Origin of the sequence: Xanthomonas campestris pv. campestris str. ATCC 33913, from assembly GCF_000007145.1 — a bacterium.
In the GTDB taxonomy this organism is placed as follows: Bacteria; Pseudomonadota; Gammaproteobacteria; order Xanthomonadales; family Xanthomonadaceae; genus Xanthomonas; species Xanthomonas campestris.
The window spans coordinates 1,276,752-1,299,762 of record NC_003902.1 but is presented as its reverse complement, the minus strand read 5'-3'; the positions used below and the strand labels follow the sequence as shown (position 1 = coordinate 1,299,762).

The 23,011-nt window shown below is 65.1% G+C and carries 14 protein-coding genes, 2 other RNA genes and 1 pseudogene; 6 read left to right on the top strand and 11 right to left on the bottom strand.

The annotated features are described in order from the left end of the window. Nucleotides 1-76 precede the first annotated feature (76 nt). Nucleotides 77-3,004 carry an aminomethyl-transferring glycine dehydrogenase gene (gene gcvP / locus XCC_RS05770; protein WP_011036312.1) on the top strand — a complete coding sequence of 976 codons (2,928 nt, stop codon included), beginning with the start codon at nt 77-79 and terminating at the stop codon, nt 3,002-3,004. 1,077 nt (nt 3,005-4,081) lie between these two features. Here gcvP and XCC_RS05760 read toward each other — a convergent pair. Then, complete coding sequence (locus tag XCC_RS05760; RefSeq protein ID WP_012438983.1) at nt 4,082-4,420, bottom strand: hypothetical protein; 339 nt, start codon at nt 4,418-4,420, stop codon at nt 4,082-4,084. Between the two features lie 142 nt (nt 4,421-4,562). Between XCC_RS05760 and XCC_RS05755 the strand changes: the two are divergent. From XCC_RS05755 to XCC_RS05745, 3 genes and pseudogenes are all read left to right on the top strand, one after another. Next, nucleotides 4,563-4,877, top strand: a pseudogene (locus XCC_RS05755) (hypothetical protein); the annotation flags it as partial. Then, nucleotides 4,841-5,695 (top strand): aldo/keto reductase, encoded by an 855-nt coding sequence (locus XCC_RS05750; RefSeq protein WP_011036310.1) that lies wholly within the window; start codon nt 4,841-4,843, stop codon nt 5,693-5,695. The pseudogene XCC_RS05755 and the gene XCC_RS05750, both read left to right, overlap by 37 nt. Nucleotides 5,696-5,914: 219 nt before the next feature. Continuing rightward, nucleotides 5,915-8,020, top strand: a complete 2,106-nt coding sequence (locus XCC_RS05745) for a catalase (RefSeq protein WP_011036309.1) — start codon at nt 5,915-5,917, stop codon at nt 8,018-8,020. A 221-nt stretch (nt 8,021-8,241) separates the two neighbouring features. On the opposite strand, the gene XCC_RS05740 is transcribed toward XCC_RS05745, so the two are convergent. The 4 genes from XCC_RS05740 to XCC_RS05725 all read right to left on the bottom strand — a co-directional run bounded on the left by XCC_RS05740 (nt 8,242) and on the right by XCC_RS05725 (nt 10,141). Then, nucleotides 8,242-8,469, bottom strand: coding sequence for a hypothetical protein (locus XCC_RS05740; protein WP_016944870.1), 228 nt, complete (start codon nt 8,467-8,469; stop codon nt 8,242-8,244). 85 nt (nt 8,470-8,554) lie between these two features. Continuing rightward, nucleotides 8,555-8,628, bottom strand: a non-coding RNA gene (locus tag XCC_RS05735) — sX9 sRNA. 161 nt (nt 8,629-8,789) lie between these two features. Further along, nucleotides 8,790-9,515 (bottom strand): AraC family transcriptional regulator, encoded by a 726-nt coding sequence (locus XCC_RS05730; RefSeq protein ID WP_011036308.1) that lies wholly within the window; start codon nt 9,513-9,515, stop codon nt 8,790-8,792. Between the two features lie 116 nt (nt 9,516-9,631). After that, nucleotides 9,632-10,141 carry a hypothetical protein gene (locus XCC_RS05725; protein WP_011036307.1) on the bottom strand — a complete coding sequence of 170 codons (510 nt, stop codon included), beginning with the start codon at nt 10,139-10,141 and terminating at the stop codon, nt 9,632-9,634. A 248-nt stretch (nt 10,142-10,389) separates the two neighbouring features. Between XCC_RS05725 and XCC_RS05720 the strand changes: the two genes are divergently transcribed. After that, complete coding sequence (locus tag XCC_RS05720) at nt 10,390-10,800, top strand: hypothetical protein (protein ID WP_011036306.1); 411 nt, start codon at nt 10,390-10,392, stop codon at nt 10,798-10,800. Between the two features lie 4 nt (nt 10,801-10,804). On the opposite strand, the gene XCC_RS05715 is transcribed toward XCC_RS05720, so the two are convergent. From XCC_RS05715 to XCC_RS05700, 4 genes are all read right to left on the bottom strand, one after another. After that, nucleotides 10,805-10,879: non-coding RNA, sX9 sRNA (locus XCC_RS05715), on the bottom strand. A 125-nt stretch (nt 10,880-11,004) separates the two neighbouring features. Then, a complete protein-coding gene (locus tag XCC_RS05710) occupies nt 11,005-13,122 on the bottom strand; it encodes an alpha/beta hydrolase family protein (RefSeq protein WP_011036305.1) in 2,118 nt (705 codons plus the stop codon). Between the two features lie 469 nt (nt 13,123-13,591). Next, nucleotides 13,592-14,443, bottom strand: coding sequence for a transporter (locus XCC_RS05705; protein WP_019237883.1), 852 nt, complete (start codon nt 14,441-14,443; stop codon nt 13,592-13,594). 534 nt (nt 14,444-14,977) lie between these two features. After that, nucleotides 14,978-16,948 carry an OPT family oligopeptide transporter gene (locus tag XCC_RS05700; protein ID WP_011036303.1) on the bottom strand — a complete coding sequence of 657 codons (1,971 nt, stop codon included), beginning with the start codon at nt 16,946-16,948 and terminating at the stop codon, nt 14,978-14,980. Between the two features lie 372 nt (nt 16,949-17,320). Between XCC_RS05700 and XCC_RS05695 the strand changes: the two genes are divergently transcribed. After that, the gene (locus XCC_RS05695; protein WP_019237881.1) at nt 17,321-17,782 is read left to right on the top strand and encodes a DUF3757 domain-containing protein; all 462 of its coding nucleotides are present in this window, start codon (nt 17,321-17,323) and stop codon (nt 17,780-17,782) included. Between the two features lie 254 nt (nt 17,783-18,036). Here XCC_RS05695 and XCC_RS05690 read toward each other — a convergent pair whose 3' ends face one another. Continuing rightward, nucleotides 18,037-21,285: an error-prone DNA polymerase gene (locus XCC_RS05690; protein ID WP_019237880.1), complete on the bottom strand. Its 3,249-nt coding sequence runs from the start codon at nt 21,283-21,285 to the stop codon at nt 18,037-18,039. 298 nt (nt 21,286-21,583) lie between these two features. Continuing rightward, nucleotides 21,584-23,002: a Y-family DNA polymerase gene (locus tag XCC_RS05685; RefSeq protein ID WP_011036300.1), complete on the bottom strand. Its 1,419-nt coding sequence runs from the start codon at nt 23,000-23,002 to the stop codon at nt 21,584-21,586. Between the last annotated feature and the right edge of the window lie 9 nt (nt 23,003-23,011).

Genomic DNA, 23,011 nt, shown 5'->3' with positions numbered 1-23,011 from the left:
CGTGGTGCGCGTATGCGCGTCATGCCGGTCGTGGTGCTTCCGACCTTTCGCATGCCCCCTGCCCCGGATGCCCGCCATGTCCCAGACTCCGTCTTCCCTGCGCGACCTCGAACACCACAGCGCGTTCGTCGAACGCCACATCGGCCCCAACGACGCGGAAATCGCGCAGATGCTGGGCGTTGTCGGCCACGACTCGCTGGATGCGATGACCGACGCCATCGTGCCGTCCAACATCAAGTCGCCGGCCGCGCTGGCGCTGCCCGATGCGATCACCGAAGAAGAAGCGCTGGCCAGGATCCGCGCCATTGCCAGCAAGAACCAGGTGCAGCGCACGTTCATCGGCCAGGGGTACTACGGCACGCATACGCCGAAGGTGATCCTGCGCAACATCCTGGAAAACCCGGCCTGGTACACCGCCTACACGCCCTACCAGGCCGAGATTTCGCAGGGCCGCATGGAAGCGCTGATCAACTTCCAGACCATGTGCGCCGACCTCACCGGCATGCAGATCGCCAATGCCTCGCTGCTGGACGAAGCCACCGCCGCAGCCGAAGCGATGACGCTGGCCAAGCGCTCGGCCAAGTCCAAGTCCGATACGTTCTTCGTGCACGACGCAGTGCACCCGCAGACGCAGGAGCTGCTGCGCACGCGCGCCGAGCCGCTGGGCATCGTGCTGCGTGTGGGCACGCCGGACGAAGCCATGCAGGCCGAGTGCTTCGGCGTGCTGCTGCAGTACCCGGACAGCTTCGGCCACATCGGCGATCACGCCGCGTTGGCCGATGCCGTGCACGCGCAGGGCGGCCTGGTCGCCGTGGCCACCGATCTGCTGGCGCTCACGCTGATCGCCGCGCCGGGCGAATGGGGCGCGGACATCGTGGTGGGCAACTCGCAGCGCTTCGGCGTGCCGTTCGGCTTCGGTGGCCCGCATGCGGCCTTCATGGCCTGCCGCGATGCCTACAAGCGCTCGATGCCGGGCCGCTTGATCGGGGTGTCGATCGATGCTGCCGGCAACCCGGCCTATCGCCTCACGCTGCAGACGCGTGAGCAACACATTCGTCGCGAAAAGGCCACCTCCAACATCTGCACCGCGCAGGTGCTGCTGGCGGTGATGGCCTCGATGTACGCGGTCTACCACGGCCCCGAGGGCCTCACACGCATTGCCCGCCGCACCCATCGCCTGGCGGCGATCCTGGCGGCCGCATTGCGCAGCGCCGGCGTCACCGTGGGCGAGCATTTCTTCGACACGCTGCACGTCAAGGCGATCGATGCCGATGCCATCCACGCCAAGGCGCATGCGGCCGGCATCAACCTGCGCGCGATCGATAGCGAAGCGGTCGGCATCAGCCTGGACGAAACCAGCACGCGCGCCGATGTGGTGGCACTGGCGCAGCTGTTCGGTGCCCAGGCGGATATCGATGCGCTGGATGCGGCCACCGCCGACGCGCTGCCGCAGGGCATGCGCCGCACCAGCGCATTCCTGCAGCACCCGGTGTTCAACACCCATCACAGCGAACACGAACTGCTGCGCTACATGCGCTCGCTGGCCGACAAGGACCTGGCCATGGATCGCACCATGATCCCGCTGGGCAGCTGCACGATGAAGCTCAACGCCACCGCCGAGATGATTCCGGTGACCTGGCCGGAATTCGGCGCGATCCATCCGCTGGCACCGCCCGAGCAGTCGGCCGGTTATGCGCAGCTGATCGAAGAACTGGAAGCGATGCTGGTCGAATGCACCGGCTACGACGCGGTGAGCCTGCAGCCCAATTCCGGCGCGCAGGGCGAATACGCCGGCCTGCTGGCAATCCGCGCCTATCACCGCTCGCGCAACGAAGCCCACCGCGACATCTGCCTGATTCCCGAATCCGCCCACGGCACCAACCCGGCCTCCGCGCAGATGTGCGGCATGACCGTGGTGGTGACCAAGTGCGATGCCAACGGCAATGTCGATGTCGATGACATTCGCGCCAAGGCCGAGAAATATTCCGACCGCCTGGCCGCGCTGATGATCACCTACCCGTCCACGCACGGCGTGTTCGAAGAAGACGTGGTGGCGATTTGCGAAGCGGTGCACGCGCACGGCGGCCAGGTGTATACCGACGGCGCCAACATGAACGCCCTGGTCGGCGTGGCCAAGCCCGGCAAGTGGGGCTCGGACGTGTCGCATCTCAACCTGCACAAGACCTTCTGCATTCCACATGGCGGCGGCGGCCCTGGCGTGGGCCCGTGTGCAGTCAAATCGCATCTGGCCCCGTTCCTGCCCAAGACGCTTCCTAATGCCGGCATCCGTGCCGGCGAAAATCAAAAAGCTGCCATCCATGGCAGCGGATCCAACTTCGGCGAAGGCGAGGTCGGCATGGTCAGCGCGGCCAGCTACGGCTCCGCCTCGATCCTGCCGATCAGCTGGATGTACGTGACCATGATGGGCAGTGCCGGCCTGCGCAAGGCCACGCAGGTGGCATTGCTCAACGCCAACTACATCGCCAAGCGTTTGAGCGCGCACTACAAGACGCTGTACACCGGCCGCAACGGGCTGGTGGCGCACGAGTGCATCCTCGACGTGCGCCCGCTGGAAAAGACCAGCGGCATCGGTGCCGAGGACATCGCCAAGCGGCTGATCGACTTCGGCTTCCATGCGCCGACGCTGAGCTTCCCGGTGGCCGGCACCTTGATGGTGGAGCCGACCGAAAGCGAATCGCAGCATGAACTGGACCGCTTCATCGACGCGATGATCCAGATCCGCGAAGAAATCCGCGCGATCGAAGACGGCCGCCTGGACCGCGAGGACAACCCGCTCAAGCACGCCCCGCACACCGCCACGCAGGTCTCGGCCAGTGAGTGGACGCATGCCTATCCGCGCGAGCTGGCCGCCTTCCCGCTGCCCTCGCTCAAGCAGCAGAAGTACTGGCCGCCGGTGGGCCGCGTGGACAATGTCTACGGCGACAAGAACGTGATGTGTGCCTGTATCCCGGTGGATGCGTACAAGGACGATGTGGTGGCATAAGCGCCGCAACGCTGCCCTTCGTTGAACTCAAACCCGGCCGCGTGTAGCGTGGCCGGGTTTTTTAGTGTCTTGAACGTGGGATGCAGCAGCATGCGTCGCAGCCGCCGCGGCATAGCCTCGCTGTCTTGCACGAGTACGGAAGAGAAAAATCCTGCGCGCTGGCCTGTCACCACGGTCCGCGCATGGCATCCGAGCCACGGAGCGCCAAGATCGCCCAACAGAAGCCGGCAGCGCGCGATTCTGCAAAGCCGCAGCTGCCCGACTGGCGACTCAACCGTCGCACGCAGCGATGCCGGGCGCGGTGACGCACAGAGGGCGGATGTACTGGGCAGCGCACGCACATGTGATGTTGCCGCGTGCCTGCGCCAGCTGCCCGCCGAGACCCCGGCCGATGCCGAACTGCAGCGCCGCGGACTGACCGGCCTGGACGCCGATGCGCGGTGGCGATGTACTGCCCGCACCGCCAGGCCTGGCCATTGCCCAGGCGCGGCAGCTCCAAGTGTTGTTGTTGATCGGCAGCAATCGCACTGAGGGCCGCCCGTTTGCGCAATTGCTTTACTACGCCAACAAGTTGAACCCTGCAAAGCGGCTACGAGGTGCGCGTAAAACGCATGTATGCCGCGCAGGCACCGGTCCTGGCGCAGTATGCGCACATGGCGGCGCAGTCGCGCAGTCGCGCTGGCGTGCACCTGCAAACTTGTTACAGATCGTGCAAATCCAGTCACACATCGCGGATCCGCCTGCACCACCCGACGCTGGACCAGCTGCTGCGTACCCGCGTGCCGATGTACGCCTACGAAGTTCGACGACCCGGGTGCGCCATTCAGTCTATTGCGGTTGACGTTTCACATGCACTGGGCGCGTATCACGCCCCCGAGCCAAAGTTTCTGTGCCAGCGCCACGGGTGCTCAGCGGCATCGGATGCAAACGGATTATGGGAAAACGGCTCCGCCCGAAGCTACACCGATTCGATGACGCTCGATTTCCCATCTACAGAGTACCGTCCATTTTAATACCGCCGAGCCCCACTTTACACGCCGCGATGAGCACCCTTTACATTATCTTATTTTAATTTTTTTAGTTTTGATAAATGGAGAATCCGCCCTTGATCTCCTTTGCCTTCAACGGAGAACTCGAGAGCATCAAAGCGAGTGCTTTGCGGGGAGTCAGCTTACCTTTCACGGCGAAAGTCGGAATTTCATGCACATCTGTATTCGCGACTTCGTCAGCATCGATCGACACTGGGCAATGTGTCAGCTCTGTGAACCGAGCAACGGCCTCGCCCAGGGGCATAGACGGGATGCTCATTCGGATCCGCTTATTCTGACAATCGTAAAAACTTGGTTCCTGTGCAAGCGCGGCATTGGAACTGATCGCCAATGCCAGCAGCGCAACGGTTAGGTAGATTTTCTTCACGTTATTCTCGAAGTGTGATTAGAGGGTCATCATTTAACTACAGATCCGTGGTGCCATACGCGATACGCAGGATGCATTCAGCGCATGGACAGGGCTGGAGCAGGGGCGCGTATTTTAAATTGGTAGCACCGGAGTTCACGTTGCGCAGCACGCACTTGCCAACACGCTGCAGGATTACTGGGGCGCCTTCGCGCGCAGCGGCGATCCCAATGGCGGCGGGCGTCCAGCCTGGCCACGCTTCGATGGCGACACGCCGTTGACACTGTCGCCCGGCAGGATCGGGCCCACGCCGGACTTCGTCGCACAGCATCGCTGCGCGTTCTGGGATGCGCAGGCCAAGGCTGCAACGCGCCCGCTGCCCACTGCCCACTGCCGTGCCGGTGCCTGCACCACCCTCTCACTGATCGCTGGAGCCCTGCCATGTCCGAATCCGACACCACCCACTGCCCGCAGGTGACCTTGCGCAACGGACGCAGCGTGCCTGCGCTGGGCATGGGCTCCTGGAACCTGGTCCAGGGACGGCATGCGCCGCAGCAGGAGATCGAAGCACTGCAGACCGGCCAGGCGCTGGGGATGCGCTTGATCGATACCGCCGAGATGTACGGCAATGGCCGCTCGGAACAGTTGATCAGCCAGGTGATCGCACGCGGGCAGCCGCCGTATCTGGTGTCCAAGGTGCTGCCCAGCAACGCCAGCGCGCGCGGCATTGCGCGTGCCTGCGAAGCCAGTCTGCAACGCCTGGGCGTGCGCACGCTGGATCTGTATCTGCTGCATTGGCGCGGCGGCAGCGATCTGGCGGAGGTGGTCGCTGCGTTCGAAACACTGCGCGATGCGGGCAAGATCCGTGACTGGGGCGTGTCCAATTTCGATGTCGACGACATGCAGGAGCTCTGGCAGATCGATGGCGGGCAGCACTGCCTGGTGAATCAGGTGCTGTATCACGCCGGCAGCCGCGGCATCGAGTTCGATCTGTTGCCGTGGTGCGCGCAACATGCGGTGACGGTGATGGCGTATTCGCCGCTCGGCAGCCGTGCGTTGCTCGATCACCCGGTGCTGCATGCCATCGGTGCGCGACGCGGCGTAGCGGCTACCGCGGTGGCGCTGGCGTGGGCCATCCGCAGTGGCCAGGTGATCGCCATTCCCGAATCCGGCACGCCGGCGCATGTCCGCGCCAATGCGGATGCATGCACGCTGCAACTCGATGCGCGGGATCTGGCAGACCTGGACAGCGCATTTCCACCGCCCACGCGCAAGCAGCCACTGGATCTGCTGTAGACCTCGCTCACGGTCGCGCTTGCAGCATGCCGTGCGTCACAGTGTTGTCATTGCACTAAACAGCTATTTTTGCGTGTAATTGTTCGCTAGACGCTGACCTTCAACGCGCTCGCATGCGCGTGTGAGTGTTCGTTCGCATGCAGACACATCCATTTAACAGCGCCACTCCCAGGCTCGACTGGATAGCTCGCATCCCAGCCCGCCAACGTGGAGTCCCCCATGGCCAAGTCCCCCAGCAAGCCCGCACAGATTCCTTCTGTCGGCAGTTCCGCAAGCGCGCATGAGTTGCGCGGCACCGGCGACGAACTGCACCAGAAGGCTGGCGGCTCGCATCCGCAACTGACCACCAACCAGGGCATTCCCGTTGGCGACAACCAGAACTCGCTCCGCGCCACACCGCGCGGCCCGACGTTGCTGGAAGATTTCATCCTGCGCGAAAAGATCACGCACTTCGACCATGAACGCATTCCCGAGCGCATCGTGCATGCGCGCGGCAGCGCGGCGCACGGCTACTTCGAGCTGACCAAGTCGCTGAGCCAGTACACCACGGCCAAGCTGCTCACCGAAGTGGGCGAAAAAACCCCGCTATTCACGCGTTTTTCCACCGTGGCCGGCGGCGCCGGTTCGGTCGATACGCCGCGTGACGTACGCGGCTTCGCGGTGAAGTTCTATACCAAGGAAGGCAACTGGGATCTGGTCGGCAACAACATCCCGGTGTTCTTCATCCAGGATGCAATGAAATTTCCAGACCTCATCCACGCGGTGAAGATGGAACCGGACCGCGGCTTTCCGCAGGCCGCCAGCGCGCACGACACGTTCTGGGATTTCATCTCGCTCACCCCCGAGTCGATGCACATGATCATGTGGGCGATGAGCGATCGCACCATTCCGCGTTCGCTGCGCATGATCGAAGGCTTCGGCATCCACAGCTTCCGCCTGCTCAACGAAAACGGCGACAGTACCTTTGTCAAATTCCATTGGCGCCCCAAGCTGGGCCTGCAGTCCACCATCTGGGACGAGGCAGTCAAACTTGCCGGTGCCGACCCGGACTTCCAGCGTCGCGATCTGTTCGAGGCGATCCAGAAGGGCGACTTCCCCGAGTGGGAATTGGGCGTGCAGCTGTTTACCGAAGCCGAGGCCGAAGCATTCCCGTTCGACCACCTGGATTCGACCAAGGTCATTCCGGAAGAGCTGGTGCCCTTGCAGATCGTCGGGCGCATGGTGCTGGACCGCTGGCCGGACAACTTCTTCGCCGAAACCGAGCAGGTGGCCTACTGCCCGGCCAACATCGTGCCGGGGATCGACTTCAGCAACGACCCGCTGCTGCAGGGCCGGCTGTTCTCCTACCTGGACACGCAGCTGAGCCGCCTGGGCGGGCCCAACTTCCATCAGATTCCGATCAACGCGCCGAAGTGCCCGTTCGCCAACAATCAGCGCGATGGTCACATGCAGATGGGCGTGCCGAAGGGCCGCGTGGCGTACGAACCCAGCTCGTTGCAGGCCGATGCGCCACGCGAAGCGCTGCGCGGTTTCCCCAGCCATGCCACACCGGCCGAGGATGGCGCCAAGGGCCGCGTGCGTGCGGAAAGTTTTGCCGACCATTACAGCCAGGCACGCATGTTCTTCCGCAGCCAGACCGCGCCGGAGCAAGCGCATCTTGCATCTGCACTGGTGTTTGAACTCTCCAAGGTGGAAACCGCGCACGTGCGCGAGGCCATCGTGGGACATCTGCGGCATATCGATGAAGCGCTGGCCAAGCGCGTGGCCGATGGCATGGGCATGACCAGCCTGCCGCCGGCACCGCCGGCCGCCGTTGCACCGACCGACATGCAGTTGTCGCCTGCGCTGCAGTTGATCGGCAAGATGAAGGACACGCTGCAGGGCCGCACCGTGGGCATCCTGATCCACGACGGCTCCGACGCCGCGGCAATCAAGGCTGTGCGCAAGGCGGCCGAAGCGGCCGGTGCAACGGTCAAGATCGTGGCCCCCAAGCTGGGCGGCGCCAAGCTCAGCGATGGCAAGCAACTGGCGGCCGATGGCCAGCTGGCCGGCACGCCGTCGATCGTGTTCGACGCGGTGGCGGTGTTGCTGTCTTCGGAAGCGGCCAAGGCGTTGACGCGCGAATCGGCGGCGCTGGATTTTGTCAGCAATGCCTGGGCGCATCTGAAGGCGATTGCTTTCGACGACGGCGCGCAACTGCTGCTCAAGGCCGGCAATGTCGGCAAGGACCCCGGCGTGGTCGATGCGGCCGACACCAAGGCCTTCATTACCGCCGCCAAGACCCGCCAATGGGCACGTGAGCCGAAGGTGCGCATGCTGGCGTAACCCACCAGCGCCACCGAAAGCTGCCTTGGGCGCGAGCGACTTTCCATGTCGTTTCGCGCCCATTGCATTTGAAGCACGCTACGTTTCGAAATCTCGGGTTGTTTGGAGTTTGTTGGACAGGGGTGTTGATTGCTTGCAGAGCAGATGATCTGCCGCTTGGCTGCAGGGCCCTTGCCCGCCCACCATCGCGGGACACGCTGCAAGTACGTCCTTGTAAGCTCTTACGCGGCATCCATGCCGCGTAAGGTCCCGCGACGGTAAGCGGGCAAGGACCAATCAGGCATGTCGGTGTGCATGGTTGCATGCAGCGCAATACGCGCGCTTTTCTGGATGACGGCGCGCCCGATCAGCGTCGCAACGCGAACGAATAACAGGCAGGCTTTCAACGAAGCGACCTGCGAACGTTCTGGTGCGGTGTCCTCGCCGCTTGCGGGACCGTGTGGCGGCATGGATGCCGCCACCGAGCCTCCACGGACGGATTCACGGCGTGTCCCGCAAGCGGTGAGGGCGCCGCGCACTCGACTAACTAAGAGCGGCTTACAAAACGTAGCGAGCAGCCGTCAGGTGGGTGCGGATGGCGCGAAGGAACCGGAGTGTACGGGGTACATGCCGATTCCGAGCACCGGCCGCCCCCGCCTGGCGGCTGCGCAGTCGTTTTGATAAGTGCTCTAAGCTGTTGACTCAATGCTCTGCTGCAGTGAGGGCACCACACACTCAACTCACTTCGCTGCTGCCAATTCGTCTTACGAATTCGTCTTATCAGACCGCCCTAAGAAGTTCCGGCAGGAAACTGCGCAGCATTTGCCAGCGTGCGGTACTCACGTGGGGTCATGCCCACGGCCAGCTTGAACTGCCGTGTAAACGCGCTTTGATCGCTGAAACCACAGGCATGGCCAATCTCGGTCACGCTTTTGGTTCCATGCAATAAATGCATCGCCATCTGCAGACGCAGCTTGGCCAGTACCTGTTGCGGGGTGAGCTGAAACACCTTGCGGAACGAGCGCTGCAGCTTGGACATCGAGAACCCGGTGATATCCACCAGCGCCTGCATGCGCACGTTTTGCGCGTAGTTGGCGTTGAGGTAGGCCAGCGCGAGACGCAGTTTTTCGTACTGCGATTCCTGGCCATCCTGCGGCCCCAGATCGCGCGAAATGCCGATGATGCCCTGCACCTTGCCGTCCACCAGCAGCGGACGCTTGCAGGTGAGGCACCAGCCAGGCTCGCGGTTGGCAAACAGATGCAGTTCGAGCAGGTTGTCGATCACCGCACCGGCCAACACCTGTTCGTCCTGGTTGGCATAGTTGGCGCCCAGCCCGCTGGGGTAAACCTCGGCGACGCGCTTACCGATCAAGTCCTTGCGCGACTTCAGGCCCAATCGCCGCAGCATGGTCTGGTTGACGTGGGTATAGCGGCCTTCGCGGTCCTTGACGAAGAACAGCACGTCCGGCACGGCATCGAACAACGCTTCCAGATCGGCAGGATCAACGCTCTTCATTCAGGACGATGGGCTCAGGGCAAGGAATGACGGCGCTGCGGGCACTGCAGTTCGCAATCGCTGCGCAGGCAGGCCACGTCATGATACGCCGCGGCGCGATTCCTTCTGAATGCCGATCAGCGCGGATCTTTCGTCGCGTTGGCCGCGCCGGACGTTGCGGCCGCTGCAGTCGGCGCGGGCGTGGTGCCGGCCGCGGCCGACGCGGTTCCGGCAGCAATCCGGTCAGCCGTCACCGGGCGCGTGGCCCAGCGCTGCACCACCGCAGCACCGGCTTGCGAGCCGATCTGCACACGCAGGCGGGTGCCGGGTGTTGGTGCGACGAATTCGATCTCGCAATCACCGGCGGCCATGCAGCTGTCGGCAGCCAACGGGTCCGCCGGCTGCCAGCCCTGCTCCATCACTGTCTGCGCAAAGGCGCGGTAGCTCATGCCGGACTGGAGTGTGGCCGGCAACGGCACTGCCAGCGCGTCACCCACTGCATCGGCTGCGGCAGACGCGGCAGGCGGCGTCTCGGCCGCTGCGGTTGCACGCACGGGCGCACTGGAAACAGGCCGCGGCACGGCGCTCCAGGCGGGAGAGGAAACAACAACAAGCCCCAATATCAGTGGGCGGACAAACATGCGCATGCAAACGATCCTTGCGATCCTGCAGGGAACTGGGAAAGGTGGAGACGCCTCATTTTGCCATGTCGGCATGACGCTGAAGCGATGACGCACGTGCGCGATTAGCTGCCGTTATGCGACCAAACCCGCCAAGAGCGTACTCATCTGCACCCCTTAGCGGCAGCACGTCGGATGACTTGAGCAACGTGGTGGCATTCGCAGGTCGCCTTGTCGCGCGCCTGCCGGCATCATGCGCGTTTGTACTTTCGGAGATGCCCATGACCCTGCCCACTTCCACGCCTTACGCCGTCGGGCAACTGTGGCGCTGCCGCGGGCGGCATGCAGGCGAAAACCCGCTCCTGCTGATCAACCGGATCGATGAGCATCCGCAGGGCGGGCAGATCCTGCACGCCACGCTGCGCGAGGTGCAGATCCAGCATCCGGGTGCACCCGGTGGTTTGCTGGAAACGCTGCCGCATGTGCCGGTGATTGCGCAGACGCTGGACCGCAGTGATGCGGCGCTGGTTGGCAGCAGCGCGCCCGACCCGGCCTATCTACCCGGTTACAGCGAATGGAAAGCCGCATTCGATGCCGGCCAGGCTGGCTCGTACGGCATCGCGGTGGCCGAGATCCTGCAGATTGTGGAAAGCCACCTGGCCAAACGCGCGCTCGCTGCCCACTAAGAGCGGCTAACAAAACGTAGCGAGCAGCCGTCAGGTGGGTGCGGACGGCGCGGAGGAACCGGAGTGTACGTGGGTACATGCCGATTCCGAGCACCGGCCGCGCCCGCCTGGCGGCTGCGCAGTCGTTTTGATAGCTGCTCTAAGCCACAAACATGACCGGCACGCCGCATTGCACGGCGTGCCTGTCAGTGCTTCAACGGGCGATCACTGCCCGATGTGCTGCTTCAACCAGGCATTGACGGTGTCATGCCACAGCACGCTGTTGTCCGGCTTGAGCACCCAGTGGTTCTCGTCCGGGAAATACAGGAACTTGGAGTCGATGCCCTTGCGCTGCAGCGCGGTGAACGCGGCCAGGCCCTGCTCGACCGGGATGCGGAAATCCTGCTGGCCATGGATCACCAGCATCGGCACCTTCCACTTGTCCACGTGCAGCACCGGGTTGAACTTCTCGTAGCCTGCGGGGTTCTGCCACGGCGTGCCCCCGTTTTCCCATTCGCTGAACCACAATTCCTCGGTGGCATAGCCCATGGTGCGGTTGTCGAAGACGCCGTCGTGGTCGACGAGGCACTTCCACGGTTGGTTCCAGTTGCCGGCCATCCAATAGACCATGTAGCCGCCGTAGCTGGCACCCAGCGCACAGGCCTTGTCGCCGTTGAGGAAGCCGTATTGCTTCTGCGCAGCGGCCCAACCCTTTTGCAGGTCTTCCAGCGGGCGGTCGCCCCAATGCTGGCTGATCGCGTCGGTGAATTCCTGGCCATAGCCGGTGGAGCCATGGAAGTCGATCATCACCACCGCATAGCCCTGGCCGGCGTAGGTCTGCGGATTCCAGCGGTTGCTCCAACCATTGCCGAAACTGCCCTGCGGGCCGCCGTGGATCAGGAACGCCACCGGATAGGTCTTGCCTTCCTCATAGTTGTACGGCTTGACCACGTAGCCATGCACGGTGTCGTTGTTCCAACCCTTGAACTGGAACTGCTCGTAGTCGCCGAACTGCACGTCGGGCAGCAATTCGCCGGCGCTCTGGGTGATCGCACGCAGGCCCTGGCCCTGCACATCGCTGACAACTATCTGGTCGCCGCTCTTGAGCGAGTTACGCGTGAATGCCAGCGTGGTACCGGCCAGCACAGGTGCATGCACGCTGCCCTCGCCCACCACCTTGGTGGCGTCACCGCTGGCAATGTCGATCTTGAACAAGGGGTGCTCGCCCAGATCGTCGGCGCTGGTGTACAGGCTGCTGCCATCGTCGCTCAGCACGATCTCGCCCGCCGAGCGGTCCCACTTCGGCGCGATCTCGCGGGTCTTGCCGCTGGCCAGATCCATCGCCATCAGGCCGAAACGGTCGGCTTCGAAACCCGGGCGCTTCATGGCGCGGTAGTACAGCGTCTTGCCGTCGGCACTGAACACCGGGCCGGCATCCCAGGCGGGATTGGCGGCGGTGAGATTGACCGGCGCGGACTTGCCGGCCGCATCCAGGCGATACAGGTCGAAGTTGGTCTGCCACGCTTCGTCGTTGCCGGTGGCCTTGCCTTGCGCAGCCGTCTTGCCGGCGCCCGGGCCATGCGGCTGCGGGATGCGCACGCTGGCCACCACGCTGGCGCCATCGGGCGACCAGGCGTAATCGTCATTGCCGCCGAACGGCTTGGACGGTGCATCGCCGGCCAGCGTGGCGCTGATCGCCGAGGCACCTGCCACGGCCTTCGCACCGGCCGCAGGCAGCTCGGCGACGAACAACGTGTTGCGACGGCCATCGTTCCAGGTATCCCAATGGCGCACGAACAACTGGTCGTACACCACGCCGCTGGCCTTGGCGTTCTTGAGATCGGCCAGCTTCTTCTTGGTGCAGCCCAGGTCCGAGCCGCAGTCCTGGAACACGCCCGCACTGAAGGCAATGCGCTTGCCATCCGGCGAGAGCTTGTAGCTGTCCAGGTCCACCGCAAAGGCGGTGAGTTGCTGCGGGATGCCGCCGGCCAGCGGCTGCGCGTACAGCTGCTGGGTGCCGGACTTGCTGCTGAGGAAGTACACCTTCTTGCCATCCGGCGACAGCGCCGGGCTGTTGACGTTCCAGCCTTCCGGTGTGAGCCGCTTGGGCGGCGCCAGATCGCGGGTGCGCAGATTGCGCATCCACAGGCTGGTGGCGGCCTTGCCATTGGCGGTCTTGGCCTGGCGCTTGGCGAATACCACCACGCTGCCATCGGGCGTAAGCGTGGGCGAGGACACGCGGTCCAGCGCCACCATGTCGCGCACATCGAAACCGCGCGCGGCGGCCAGCATGGGCAAGGCAGTCAACAGGCACAGGGGCAATACGGCAGTACGAAGCTTCATGGGAGTTCCGGCAACGGCAAAACGTCGATGGTAGGCGTTGCTGCGGCGCACGCGCAAAGACTTGCGCTTGCGCCTGCCTGCATTGCCGCGTGGGCCTCGCCTCGTGCATGGAATTGCGCGCGTCAGCGCAGCGACCAGAATCCCCAGGCGCGTGCTGTCGAACACGTATGGCTGTCGCGCGTGGCGGCGTGGCGGCATGGGTCGTGCAGCCATCAAGCTGATGGCAGCGGCCAGGCACGCTTGACGCGTGCACGCTGTGTTGGATAGGTGATTGCAACAGCCGCCGCTACGTGGAGAGGGCTTTGCCCTGCGGCAGCACCCGCTCAGCGTTGCTCAAGCATCAGCAGTGACCGAAAAGCCACGTGCTAATGGTGTGAGGCGCCAGTCAACCTGGCGCCTCGCAACTTTGACCATGCTTGCAACGCGGTGGCACGTACGCCAACTCACCCTGCCTGGCCCATCACACGCATCAGAAGCGGTGCGCCAACCCCACATACACCTGCGCATCCGGGTTGCGGTCGTTGAGGCCGAAGTTGGCGCCCACGTCCAGTTGCAACAGCGGATTGATCAGATACGCAGTGGCGATGTCGGCCGAATACTGCTCGATGGTTTCGGCGGGGTCGCGATTGATCGAGGACCACACTTCCACCGCCATCGACAACTTCGGTGTCAGCGGGCGGGCCAGGTTGATCGCATTGATCACTGCGATGTGATTGCCGCTGCCATCGCTGTCGGCCAGCCAGTCGACCTCCGGGCCGAAGGTCAACGAGAAGCTATTGGGCAAGGCGAAATTGATCGGCAGCGCGATGCCGCCTTCCCACTCCTCGTTGCCCAGACCGGTGCGCGCGGTGGGCGCCTTGACGAACGGCAGCACCGCGACGGTAGCGGTATCGCTCTCGTAAAAGCGCGCCTTCATGCGCAGATAGATGTCGCCACCGCCGCTCAGGCTGCTACGTGCGCCGGTGGCGCGATCGGTGGTCTTGACCTGCAGCTGCGGCGCCCAGTTGAGCTGCAGATCGATGCGGTCGCTGACGCCGTACTTGAGCGTGGGATTGGTGAACACCGAGGTTTCGATGCGCGTGCCGGGCTGGCTGTCGCGGGTGTAGCTGCCGATGTCGGTTTCCAGCTGCCAGGCGCCGGCCGGCACGGTACAGGTGGAATTGGCCTTGGTCGGCCGATCGGTGCACAGCGGTGCTTCGGTGGCGTCTTGCGCCTGCGCCTGCGCTTGCGAGGCCAGACCGCACAGCACGCCGGCCAGGGCGATGACCAGCACAGGGGTGCGCGCTACACGGGACGAGGAACGGGAAATAACAGTCAGCATTGCAGTAACTCCATGGCAGAGCGCTGGATCGGCGACACGACAAACCAGCAGTGAGTGGGCGGGGGTGCGCGTGGAGAGGTGGATCGACTGCACGACGCCGGAATCGCGGCGTCTGCTCGATCCTGTCGAACTGTCGAGCTCGCCAGGCAAAAAGCGACCGCAACCGCACATTGGAAGAGGCGCGGTGTGATTGGGCTAACGTTTTTGTCGGCAACAGCGGCGGCGCGATGGCCTATGGCGCGAAGATCAGCGGGGTCGATCGAGGCATGCGGCAGCCGTAACGCAACATCCGTGCGGGAGACGGCACGATACGGAGCGGCGGCATAAAGGCGCTATGCATGCGCGCTGGGCCTGGCATAAAGCCGGCGCAAAGACAGGTCGCAGACGAGGACGTGCTGTCAGGGCCGCTCGATGCGGTCTGCGGCGGCGGTGCGTTGGGATGGTGCAGAGGGCAGCGGGATACGCTGCAGGCAGGTCGCCTTGCGCGCCTGCCAGGACGGCGCATGCATCGCATGCGCCGTGTGTGTCGCTGACTCAGGCGGCTCTTTCGCCGTGCTTGCCGACGCGATAGAGCAGCCAGCCCACCAGGGCCAGGATCGCCAGGCCAACCCACTGATTGAGTTGCAAAGCAGCCGGCAGTGCCAGCACATCGGCGCGGCTGGACAGCACGATCGGCACCGCAATGGCGATGCCCATCAAGGCTTCGCCGGTGATCAGGCCGGCGGCAAACAGCACGCCCGGACGATGCACGCGGTCACGGCCGTCTTCGTCGTCGGCGCGGATGGTGTGGAAGCGCTCCACCAGATGCGCGATCAGGCCACCGAGGAAGATCGGCACCATCAGTTCCAGCGGCAGGTAGATACCGATCGCCGCGGCCAGGACCGGCACGCGGAAGCGCTTGCCGGTCTTCTTCAACCATTCGTCGAGCGCAATGATGGCCGCGCCCACGCCGGCACCGATGGCGATCATGCTCCACGGCAACTGGCCGCCAAACAGGCCTTTGGCCACCGAAGCCATCAAGGTGGCCTGCGGCGCGCCCAGCGAGTTGGGATGCTGCGGCGTGGCCGGGCCGATGCCGTAGGCCTGGGCGAGCAGGTTCAGCACCGGCGCCATGATCAATGCGCACGAGAACGCACCGATGCCCAGCATCAGCTGCTGCTTCCACGGCGTGGCGCCGACCAGATAACCGGCCTTGAGATCCTGCAGGTTGTCGCCGCCCACCGCCGCCGCGCAGCACACCACCGCGCCGATCATGATCGCGGCCACCGCGCCCAACGGGGCGGCGCCGATGCCCACCGGCACCAGCCCGCTCTTGCCCAGCAGCAACACCAGCACCGCCGAGGCGAACAGGATGGTGGAAATGGTGATGCCCGACACCGGATTGTTGGACGAGCCGATCAGGCCGGCCAGGTAGCCGGACACCGACACGAACAGGAAGCCGGCCACGATCATGATGATGGTCATCGGGATAGACACGTGCCACTGCTGCACGATGGCCTGGTACAGGCCCAGCAGCGGCAAGGTGCACAGCACCAGCGCCACCAGCATCCACTTCATCGGCAGATCGCGCTCGGTTTCGGCAACCACGCCGCCACCGCTTTTACGCGCAGCGGCAAAACCGCTCTTGATGCCGGAGAACAGCGACTTGCGCAGCGAGAACAGCGTCCACACGCCGCCGATCAGCATTGCGCCCACACCGAGGTAGCGGATCTTCGCGCCCCAGATACCGAATGCGGCATCGGCTGCCGGCGCATTGACCAGGCTCTGTGCCAGCGCCGGGTCGCTGCCCATGAAGAACTGCTGGTACAGCGGGATGGCGATGTGCCAGGACAGGATCGAGCCGGACAGCACCACGATGCCGACGTTCAAGCCGACGATGTAGCCCACGCCGAGCAAGGCCGGCGACAGGTTGGTGCCCAGATAGCCAACCAGGCGGCTGCTGCCCAGGTAGGTGGCCTGCGCCCAGGTGTCGGGGATCACGCGCAGGCCGCTGGCCGCGCCCAGTTTGACCAGCGCGCCGATGGCACCGGAGATGGCCAGGATCTTCAGGCCCGGGCCGGGGTTCTCGCCGGCCTTGAGCACTTCGGCGGCGGCCTTGCCTTCGGGGAACGGCAGCGGGTCTTCGACGATCATCGAGCGCCGCAACGGCACCGAGAACAGCACGCCGAGCAGGCCGCCCATGCCGGCGATGCCGAGCACCCACCAGTACTTGAAGTCCGGCCAGTAGCCCATGATCACCAGCGCCGGGATGGTGAAGATCACCCCCGCCGCGATCGACGAGCCGGCCGAAGCGCCGGTCTGGACGATGTTGTTTTCCAGGATGGTGCCGCCACCGAGCAGGCGCAGCACGCCCATCGAGACAACCGCCGCCGGAATGGCGGTGGCAATGGTCAACCCGGCGAACAGGCCGAGATAGGCATTGGCGGCCGACAACACCACCGCCAGCACGATGGCCAGCACGACGGCACGGAAGGTGAGCTGGCGCGGCTGCGCGTCATGGCGCATTGGGCATTCCCCTGAGGCAAAAAATCCGCATCACGCTAGCGCCTGCAGCGGTTTCCGTCCAGCTGCGGCGCGGCGTGACAGTGTGCGGTCTGTGGCGGATGGCCGCTGGACCCGCCGCGCCAGCGATCTCCTAACAGGCTGCAACATGACAGGCCGCTTCGCCCCGGTTAACACCGATGCGTTTTCCAAGGACGGTGTGGCCCCGGGGCTCACTATGCTGCGCACTGAGTCGATGTAACACGCACACAGGCTGGCGCGCGGCGTCACGCAACGCAATCGATGCCGGGAATTGCCTTCCAATCCACAACACGGCCATGTGCCCAGAGGCGTCAAACCATGCAATGTCCTCCAACAGCGCTACTTCTTACTGGCATGCTGCTGTCGCTGCCATCGGCCAGCGTCTTCGCCCAGGAACCCACCGCACACGGCGCGCAGTGCCCCGCACCTGCAGCGGTTCACTACGAGGCAGGACGCTACCGCGCCACTGCAGCGCTCGACGCAGGGTCGGGACGTGGCGAGTGGTCCAGCACGATACAGACTTTCAAGCGCAAGCCGCGGCATCTGGCCTCTGTGCTGTACTACGGCAGACGCACCGATACGGCGCGCAGCGAAGGCGTGCTGGTCAACTGCACCTACTCTCTGCCTCAAGGCGAAGAAGTGGATCTGGCCTATTTCGATCATGAGGCACCTAAGACGCAACGCAATCTGATCGTCGCTCTCAAGCACCCTTCTTACTGGCTGCTGGATCAACCGCCCGCGCCCGGGCAGGAGCCGTTCTACACGTGCACGCGCGGAGCCAAGGACTGCGCGTTCGAACCGCTGCGACTGGAATGACCCAGCGGCGTATGCCATTGGCCGATGCCATTCTTCACGCCGGAGGTGAGGTAGTTTTCGATCGCTACTCTGCTGCCGCACCGGCAGACGGCTAATGCCCGCCACAGAGAAGCTGCGACGGTAAAAGGTCTTCCAGTTGAATCCCGGGCATGCGAAATACTTCGGCCATCACAGCGAGTGGTGGACAGCATCAAGGCATCACGCAAACCTCCATCCCGTTGACGCGGCATTGCATGAAGGTCAAACCGCTGCCTTCAATGAAAATCCCGCGACGGCAGCTGCATCTCGCCGAGCAGGTCGCTGAGGTCGTAGAGGTCGCCGGCGATGAGGTGCTCCACGCCGTCCACGCGTTCCCAGCGGCCGCGCACCGCCAGCAGGCGCGATTCCAGCAAGGCGCGGCGGCGGCGCATGGCCAGGTGCGACCAGACGATGACGTTGATCATGCCGTGCTCGTCTTCGAGGGTGACGAAGATGGTGCCCTTGGCGGTGGCCGGGCGTTGCCGCTGCGTGACCAGCCCGGCCACATGCACGCCGCTGCCATGCCGGCGCGCCTGCAACTCGCGCAGGCCCAGGATGCGCCGCTGCAGCATCTGCGGGCGCAGCAGTGCCATCGGATGCTGGCGCAGGCTCAGGCCCACCGCGCGGTAGTCGGCCAGGATCTCTTCACCGGCGCGCGGCGCAGGCAGTTCCACCGCGCGTTCGGCCGGGCTGCCGGGCAGCAGCGGCCGGCGCGCCTCCACCCCGGCCATGGCCCAGCGCGCGGCATTGCGATTGCCCACCATCGACTGCAACGCGCCGGCTTCGGCCAGGGCCAGGCGCGCCTTTTCATCGAGTGCCGCGCGCAGGCACAGGTCGCCGATGTCGGCAAATGGCCGCTGCGCGCGTGCGGCAACGATGCGCTCGACCACCTTCTCGGACAGGCCGCTCACCTGGCGCAATCCCAGCCGGATCGCCGGCTGCTCGCCGGGATCGGCATCGCTGTGCCACGGCCGGCCGCCGACCAGGATGTTGTCCCAGTCGCTGTGCAACACATCCACCGGCAACACCTCCACACGCTGGCGCTCGGGGCTGCCGCGGCGCGCGTCCTGCACGATCTGGCTGGCCGAATAGAACCCCATCGGCTGCGCATTGAGTAGCCCGCAGGCAAAGGCCGCCGGTTCGTGCCGCTTGAGCCAGCAACTGGCGTACACCAGTTTGGCGAACGAGGCGGCGTGGCTTTGCGGGAATCCGTACGAACCGAAGCCTTTGATCTGCTCGAAGATCTGGTCGATGAATTCCGGCGCGTAGCCGCGCCCGGCCATCAGTTCGCGGATGCGTACGCGGTGCGGCTCCATGTCGCCGCCGCGCCGCCAGGCCGCCATCGACCGCCGCAGCTGGTCGGCCTCGCTGTCGGTATAGCCGGCATGGATCACCAGCTCCATCACCTGCTCCTGAAACAGTGGAATGCCCAGCGTGCGGCCCAGGATTTCCTCAACGCCTGGCGAGGGGAAACTGACAGGCTCATAGCCCTGCCGCCGGCGCAGATACGGGTGCACCATGTCGCCCTGGATCGGGCCGGGCCGCACGATCGCCACTTCGATCACCAGGTCGTAGAACTCCCGGGGCTTGAGCCGCGGCAGCATCGCCATCTGCGCACGTGATTCGATCTGGAACACGCCCACCGTATCGGCACGCTGGATCATCTTGTAGGTTGCGGCATCCTCGCCCGGCAGCGTGGCAATGGTGTAATCGCGCCCGCGGTGACCGCGCACCAGATCCAGCGTCTTGCGGATGCAGGTCAGCATGCCCAAGGCCAGGCAATCGACCTTGAGCAGCTTCATGGTTTCCAGATCGTCCTTGTCCCACTGGATGATGGTGCGATCGGCCATCGCCGCGTTTTCCACCGGCACCAGCATCGACAGCGGCTCGTCGGAGATCACGAATCCGCCTACGTGTTGCGACAGATGACGCGGGTGGTCGCGCAAGTGCTCGGTGACTGCAAGAATCTTGTTGATCAGCGGGTTGGCCAGGTCGAACCCGGCTTCTGCGATGCGCTGTTCCATCGGCGTGTCGCCATTGCCCCACCCGTAGCAATTGGCCAGCAACGCGATCTGGTCCGGCGGCAGGCCGAACGCCTTGGCGACATCACGCACCGCGCTCTTGCCGCGGTAGCAGATCACCGTGGCCGCCAGTGCAGCGCGTTCGCGGCCATATTTGGTGTAGACGTATTGCAGCACTTCTTCGCGCCGCTCGTGCTCGAAGTCCACGTCGATATCCGGCGGCTCGTCGCGCTCCTTGGACAGGAACCGCGCCATCAGCAACCGGGTCTCGCTCGGGTTGACCGCGGTGATGCCCAGCGCATAGCACACCGCCGAATTGGCCGAAGATCCACGCCCCTGGCACAGGATGCCCTGCGCCCGCGCGAAGCGCACCACATCCTGCACGGTGAGGAAAAACGCTTCATACCCCTTGTAGGCGATCAGCTCCAGCTCGCTGTCGATCTGCGCCACCACCTGGGCCGGCGCGCCCTCGGGCCAGCGCTCGCGCATGCCGGCTTCAGTGAGTTGGCGCAAATAGCTGGCCGGCGTATGGCCCTGTGGCACCAACTCGCGCGGATAGGTGTACTGCACCTTTGAAAGATCGAAGGTGCAGCGTTGCGCCAATTCAACCGACGCCTGCAACAACGCATGCGGATAGATGTTGCCCAGCGCACGCCGGGGGCGCAGGTGCCGTTCGCCATTGCGAAATAGATGCGCGCCGCAGTCGGCCAATGGCAGCGTGTGGCGGATGGCGGTCAGGGTGTCCTGCACGATGCGGTCGCGCCGCTGCGCCATTTGCACATCACCGCTGGCCAGCGCGCTCATGCCCAGCTGCTGGGCCAGCGCCTGCAGGGCCTGCAGGCGCGCGGCATCGTCCTGCTCACGATGCAGTTCCACCGCCAGGAATGCGCGCTCTGCAAACACGCGCTGCAGCCACGCGCCCTGCTCGGCCTGCGGTTGATCACCAGGCAGCCACAGTGCAAAGACGCCCGGGACCACATCGCGAAAGTGCGCTTCCACCTCGGCACGCCCCAACCGGTACGCGCCCTTGCCTGCCGCACGCCGGCCGGTGGTGATCACACTGCACAGCTGCGGATAGCCGTGCGCGTTCTCCACCAGCAGCACGAAGCGCGTGCCATCGACCAGGGTGAACTCGCTGCCGACAATCAGCTGCACGCCGGTGGCGCGCGAAGCTTCCAGCCCACGCACGATGCCGGCCAGCGAGCATTCGTCGGTGATGGCCAGCGCGCTGTAGCCGCAGTGGTGCGCACGCGCAAACAGCTGCTCGGCACTGGAGGCCCCACGCAGGAACGAAAAATCCGACAGGCAGTGCAGCTCGGCATACGCCGGCAGCGTGTCGGCCACTGCGGCATGGGTGATGTCGTCGTTGGCCGCACGCAGCCGCGCGGCAACCGTCCAGCCGCGCGGCATGCGCCCGCCGGGCGTGTCGCGATCCACGCCATCGATGGCATCGTCCCAACTCATGGCTGGCTACACGTGGCGCCACGCTGCCACCACACAGGCCGGCACGGTGGCAGACGATCACCAGGCAGCATCGATGGCGCAGTGGCGTGGCCGCGATCACGTTGCGGGCGCTGCTCGGGATGTGCATGCGCGGGTGCGCTGCTGGGTGCCGCCGGCCGTTGGACAAGCGTTTGCGGCGCAGTGGCCGCCGTTGGCTGCGGGGAGATAGCGCAGGCTGGCGTGATGCGCGCGAATCGGCCTGCAGTGCCTTCCCGCCTGCCGACGCAGCTACGCACACGCCATCTGGGCGCAGGCCATCTCATGCGAACCACCCGTGCAGCATCCAGCCATCGGTGCGGCCGGGCGATGCGAACACCCAGGCGCGCCGGCCACGCGAGGTTTCCACCACGTAATAATCGCGGCGCGCTTCGGCATCGTCCCACCAGCCGCTTTCCAGCCGTTCCGGGCCGGAAACGATGCGCAGATGCGGGTCGTGCAGCGGCACCGGGAGCGGCATCAGCCAGGTCGGCCGCGGTGGGCGCGGTGGTGCGGCGGCTTCGCGGATGTCATCGCCAATGGCCTTCTGCCAGGCGCGCTCCGGGCGCGGGTCATCTGCCGGCAGCACGCGGTACACCGCTTCATCACCGAGGCGTGCGCGCAGGCGTTCGCGCAGCTGCGGCCAGTCCACCGACTGCTGCGCACGTTGATCGAACAGGTCGCGCATGGCCGGCACGAACGGCGGCAACTGTTTGGCCAGCAGGCGCATCGCCACCACCGGCCGTGGGATCTCCACGCGCTCCAGGCGGTTGCGCGCCAACTCGAACAGCAGCGCCGGCGCGCGCTCGGGCGTGAGCAGGCCCACGTCGACATCGGTGGCGCCTTCTTCGTGTTCCAGCCGCAGCAGAAAACGCTGCACCCCGCCATCGCGGATCGACAGGTACGTGCACAGGTCGCCGATCAGGCGGCGCAGCGGGAACAGCAGCGCCGGGTGTGTTTCCACCTCGTAGCCAAGCTCCACGCGCTGGTCGAAATGGTCCGGTGGTGCGTAGCACTCCAGCGGGTCGTCGGCCTGGCCGTAAAGGCGATCGAGATGGTCGAGCAAGGCGCCGCCGAAGCGCCGCCGCACCCCTTCGCTGGGCAGCGCACGCAACGCCGCCAATGTGCGCACGCCCATGTGCTGCAGGCGTTCGCCGGCATCGCCCGGCAACGCGGCGCGACGCACCGGCACCTTGTCGAGCAAGGCCTGCAGCGCGGGTAGCTGGGTCACCGCCATGCCATCGCGCAAGCCGGCCAGCACGCGCGCGGCGCGCGGCGTTGGCGCCAAGGCCAGCCGGTGCTGGAAACCCAATGCCTGCAGTTCCTCACGCAGGCGGCGCTCGAAGCGCGGCCATGGCCCGAACAGGCGGAAGCTGGCACCCGCCTCCAGCACGATGGCACGCCCCCATTGCTGACTCACCAGCGAGCTATGCCGGTAGGCCCAGGACGCGAGAAAGCGCTGGCAGCGCGCTTCGGCCTGCGGGTCGTAATCGCAGGTCTGCACCTCGGCCATCAACGCGTGTGCAGCCGACAGGCGCATGCCCGGTTTCAGGCCGGCCGCTGCCGCTGCAGCGTTGACCGCATGCAGGCTGCGCAGCTGCGCTGGCCCTTCCACCAGCGCCAACGGTGCCTGGGTGTCTTCGCGACGCCGCAGCACATCGTCCAGTGCCAGCTGTGGCAACAGAATGCAGGCCCACAACATGCGCGGCCC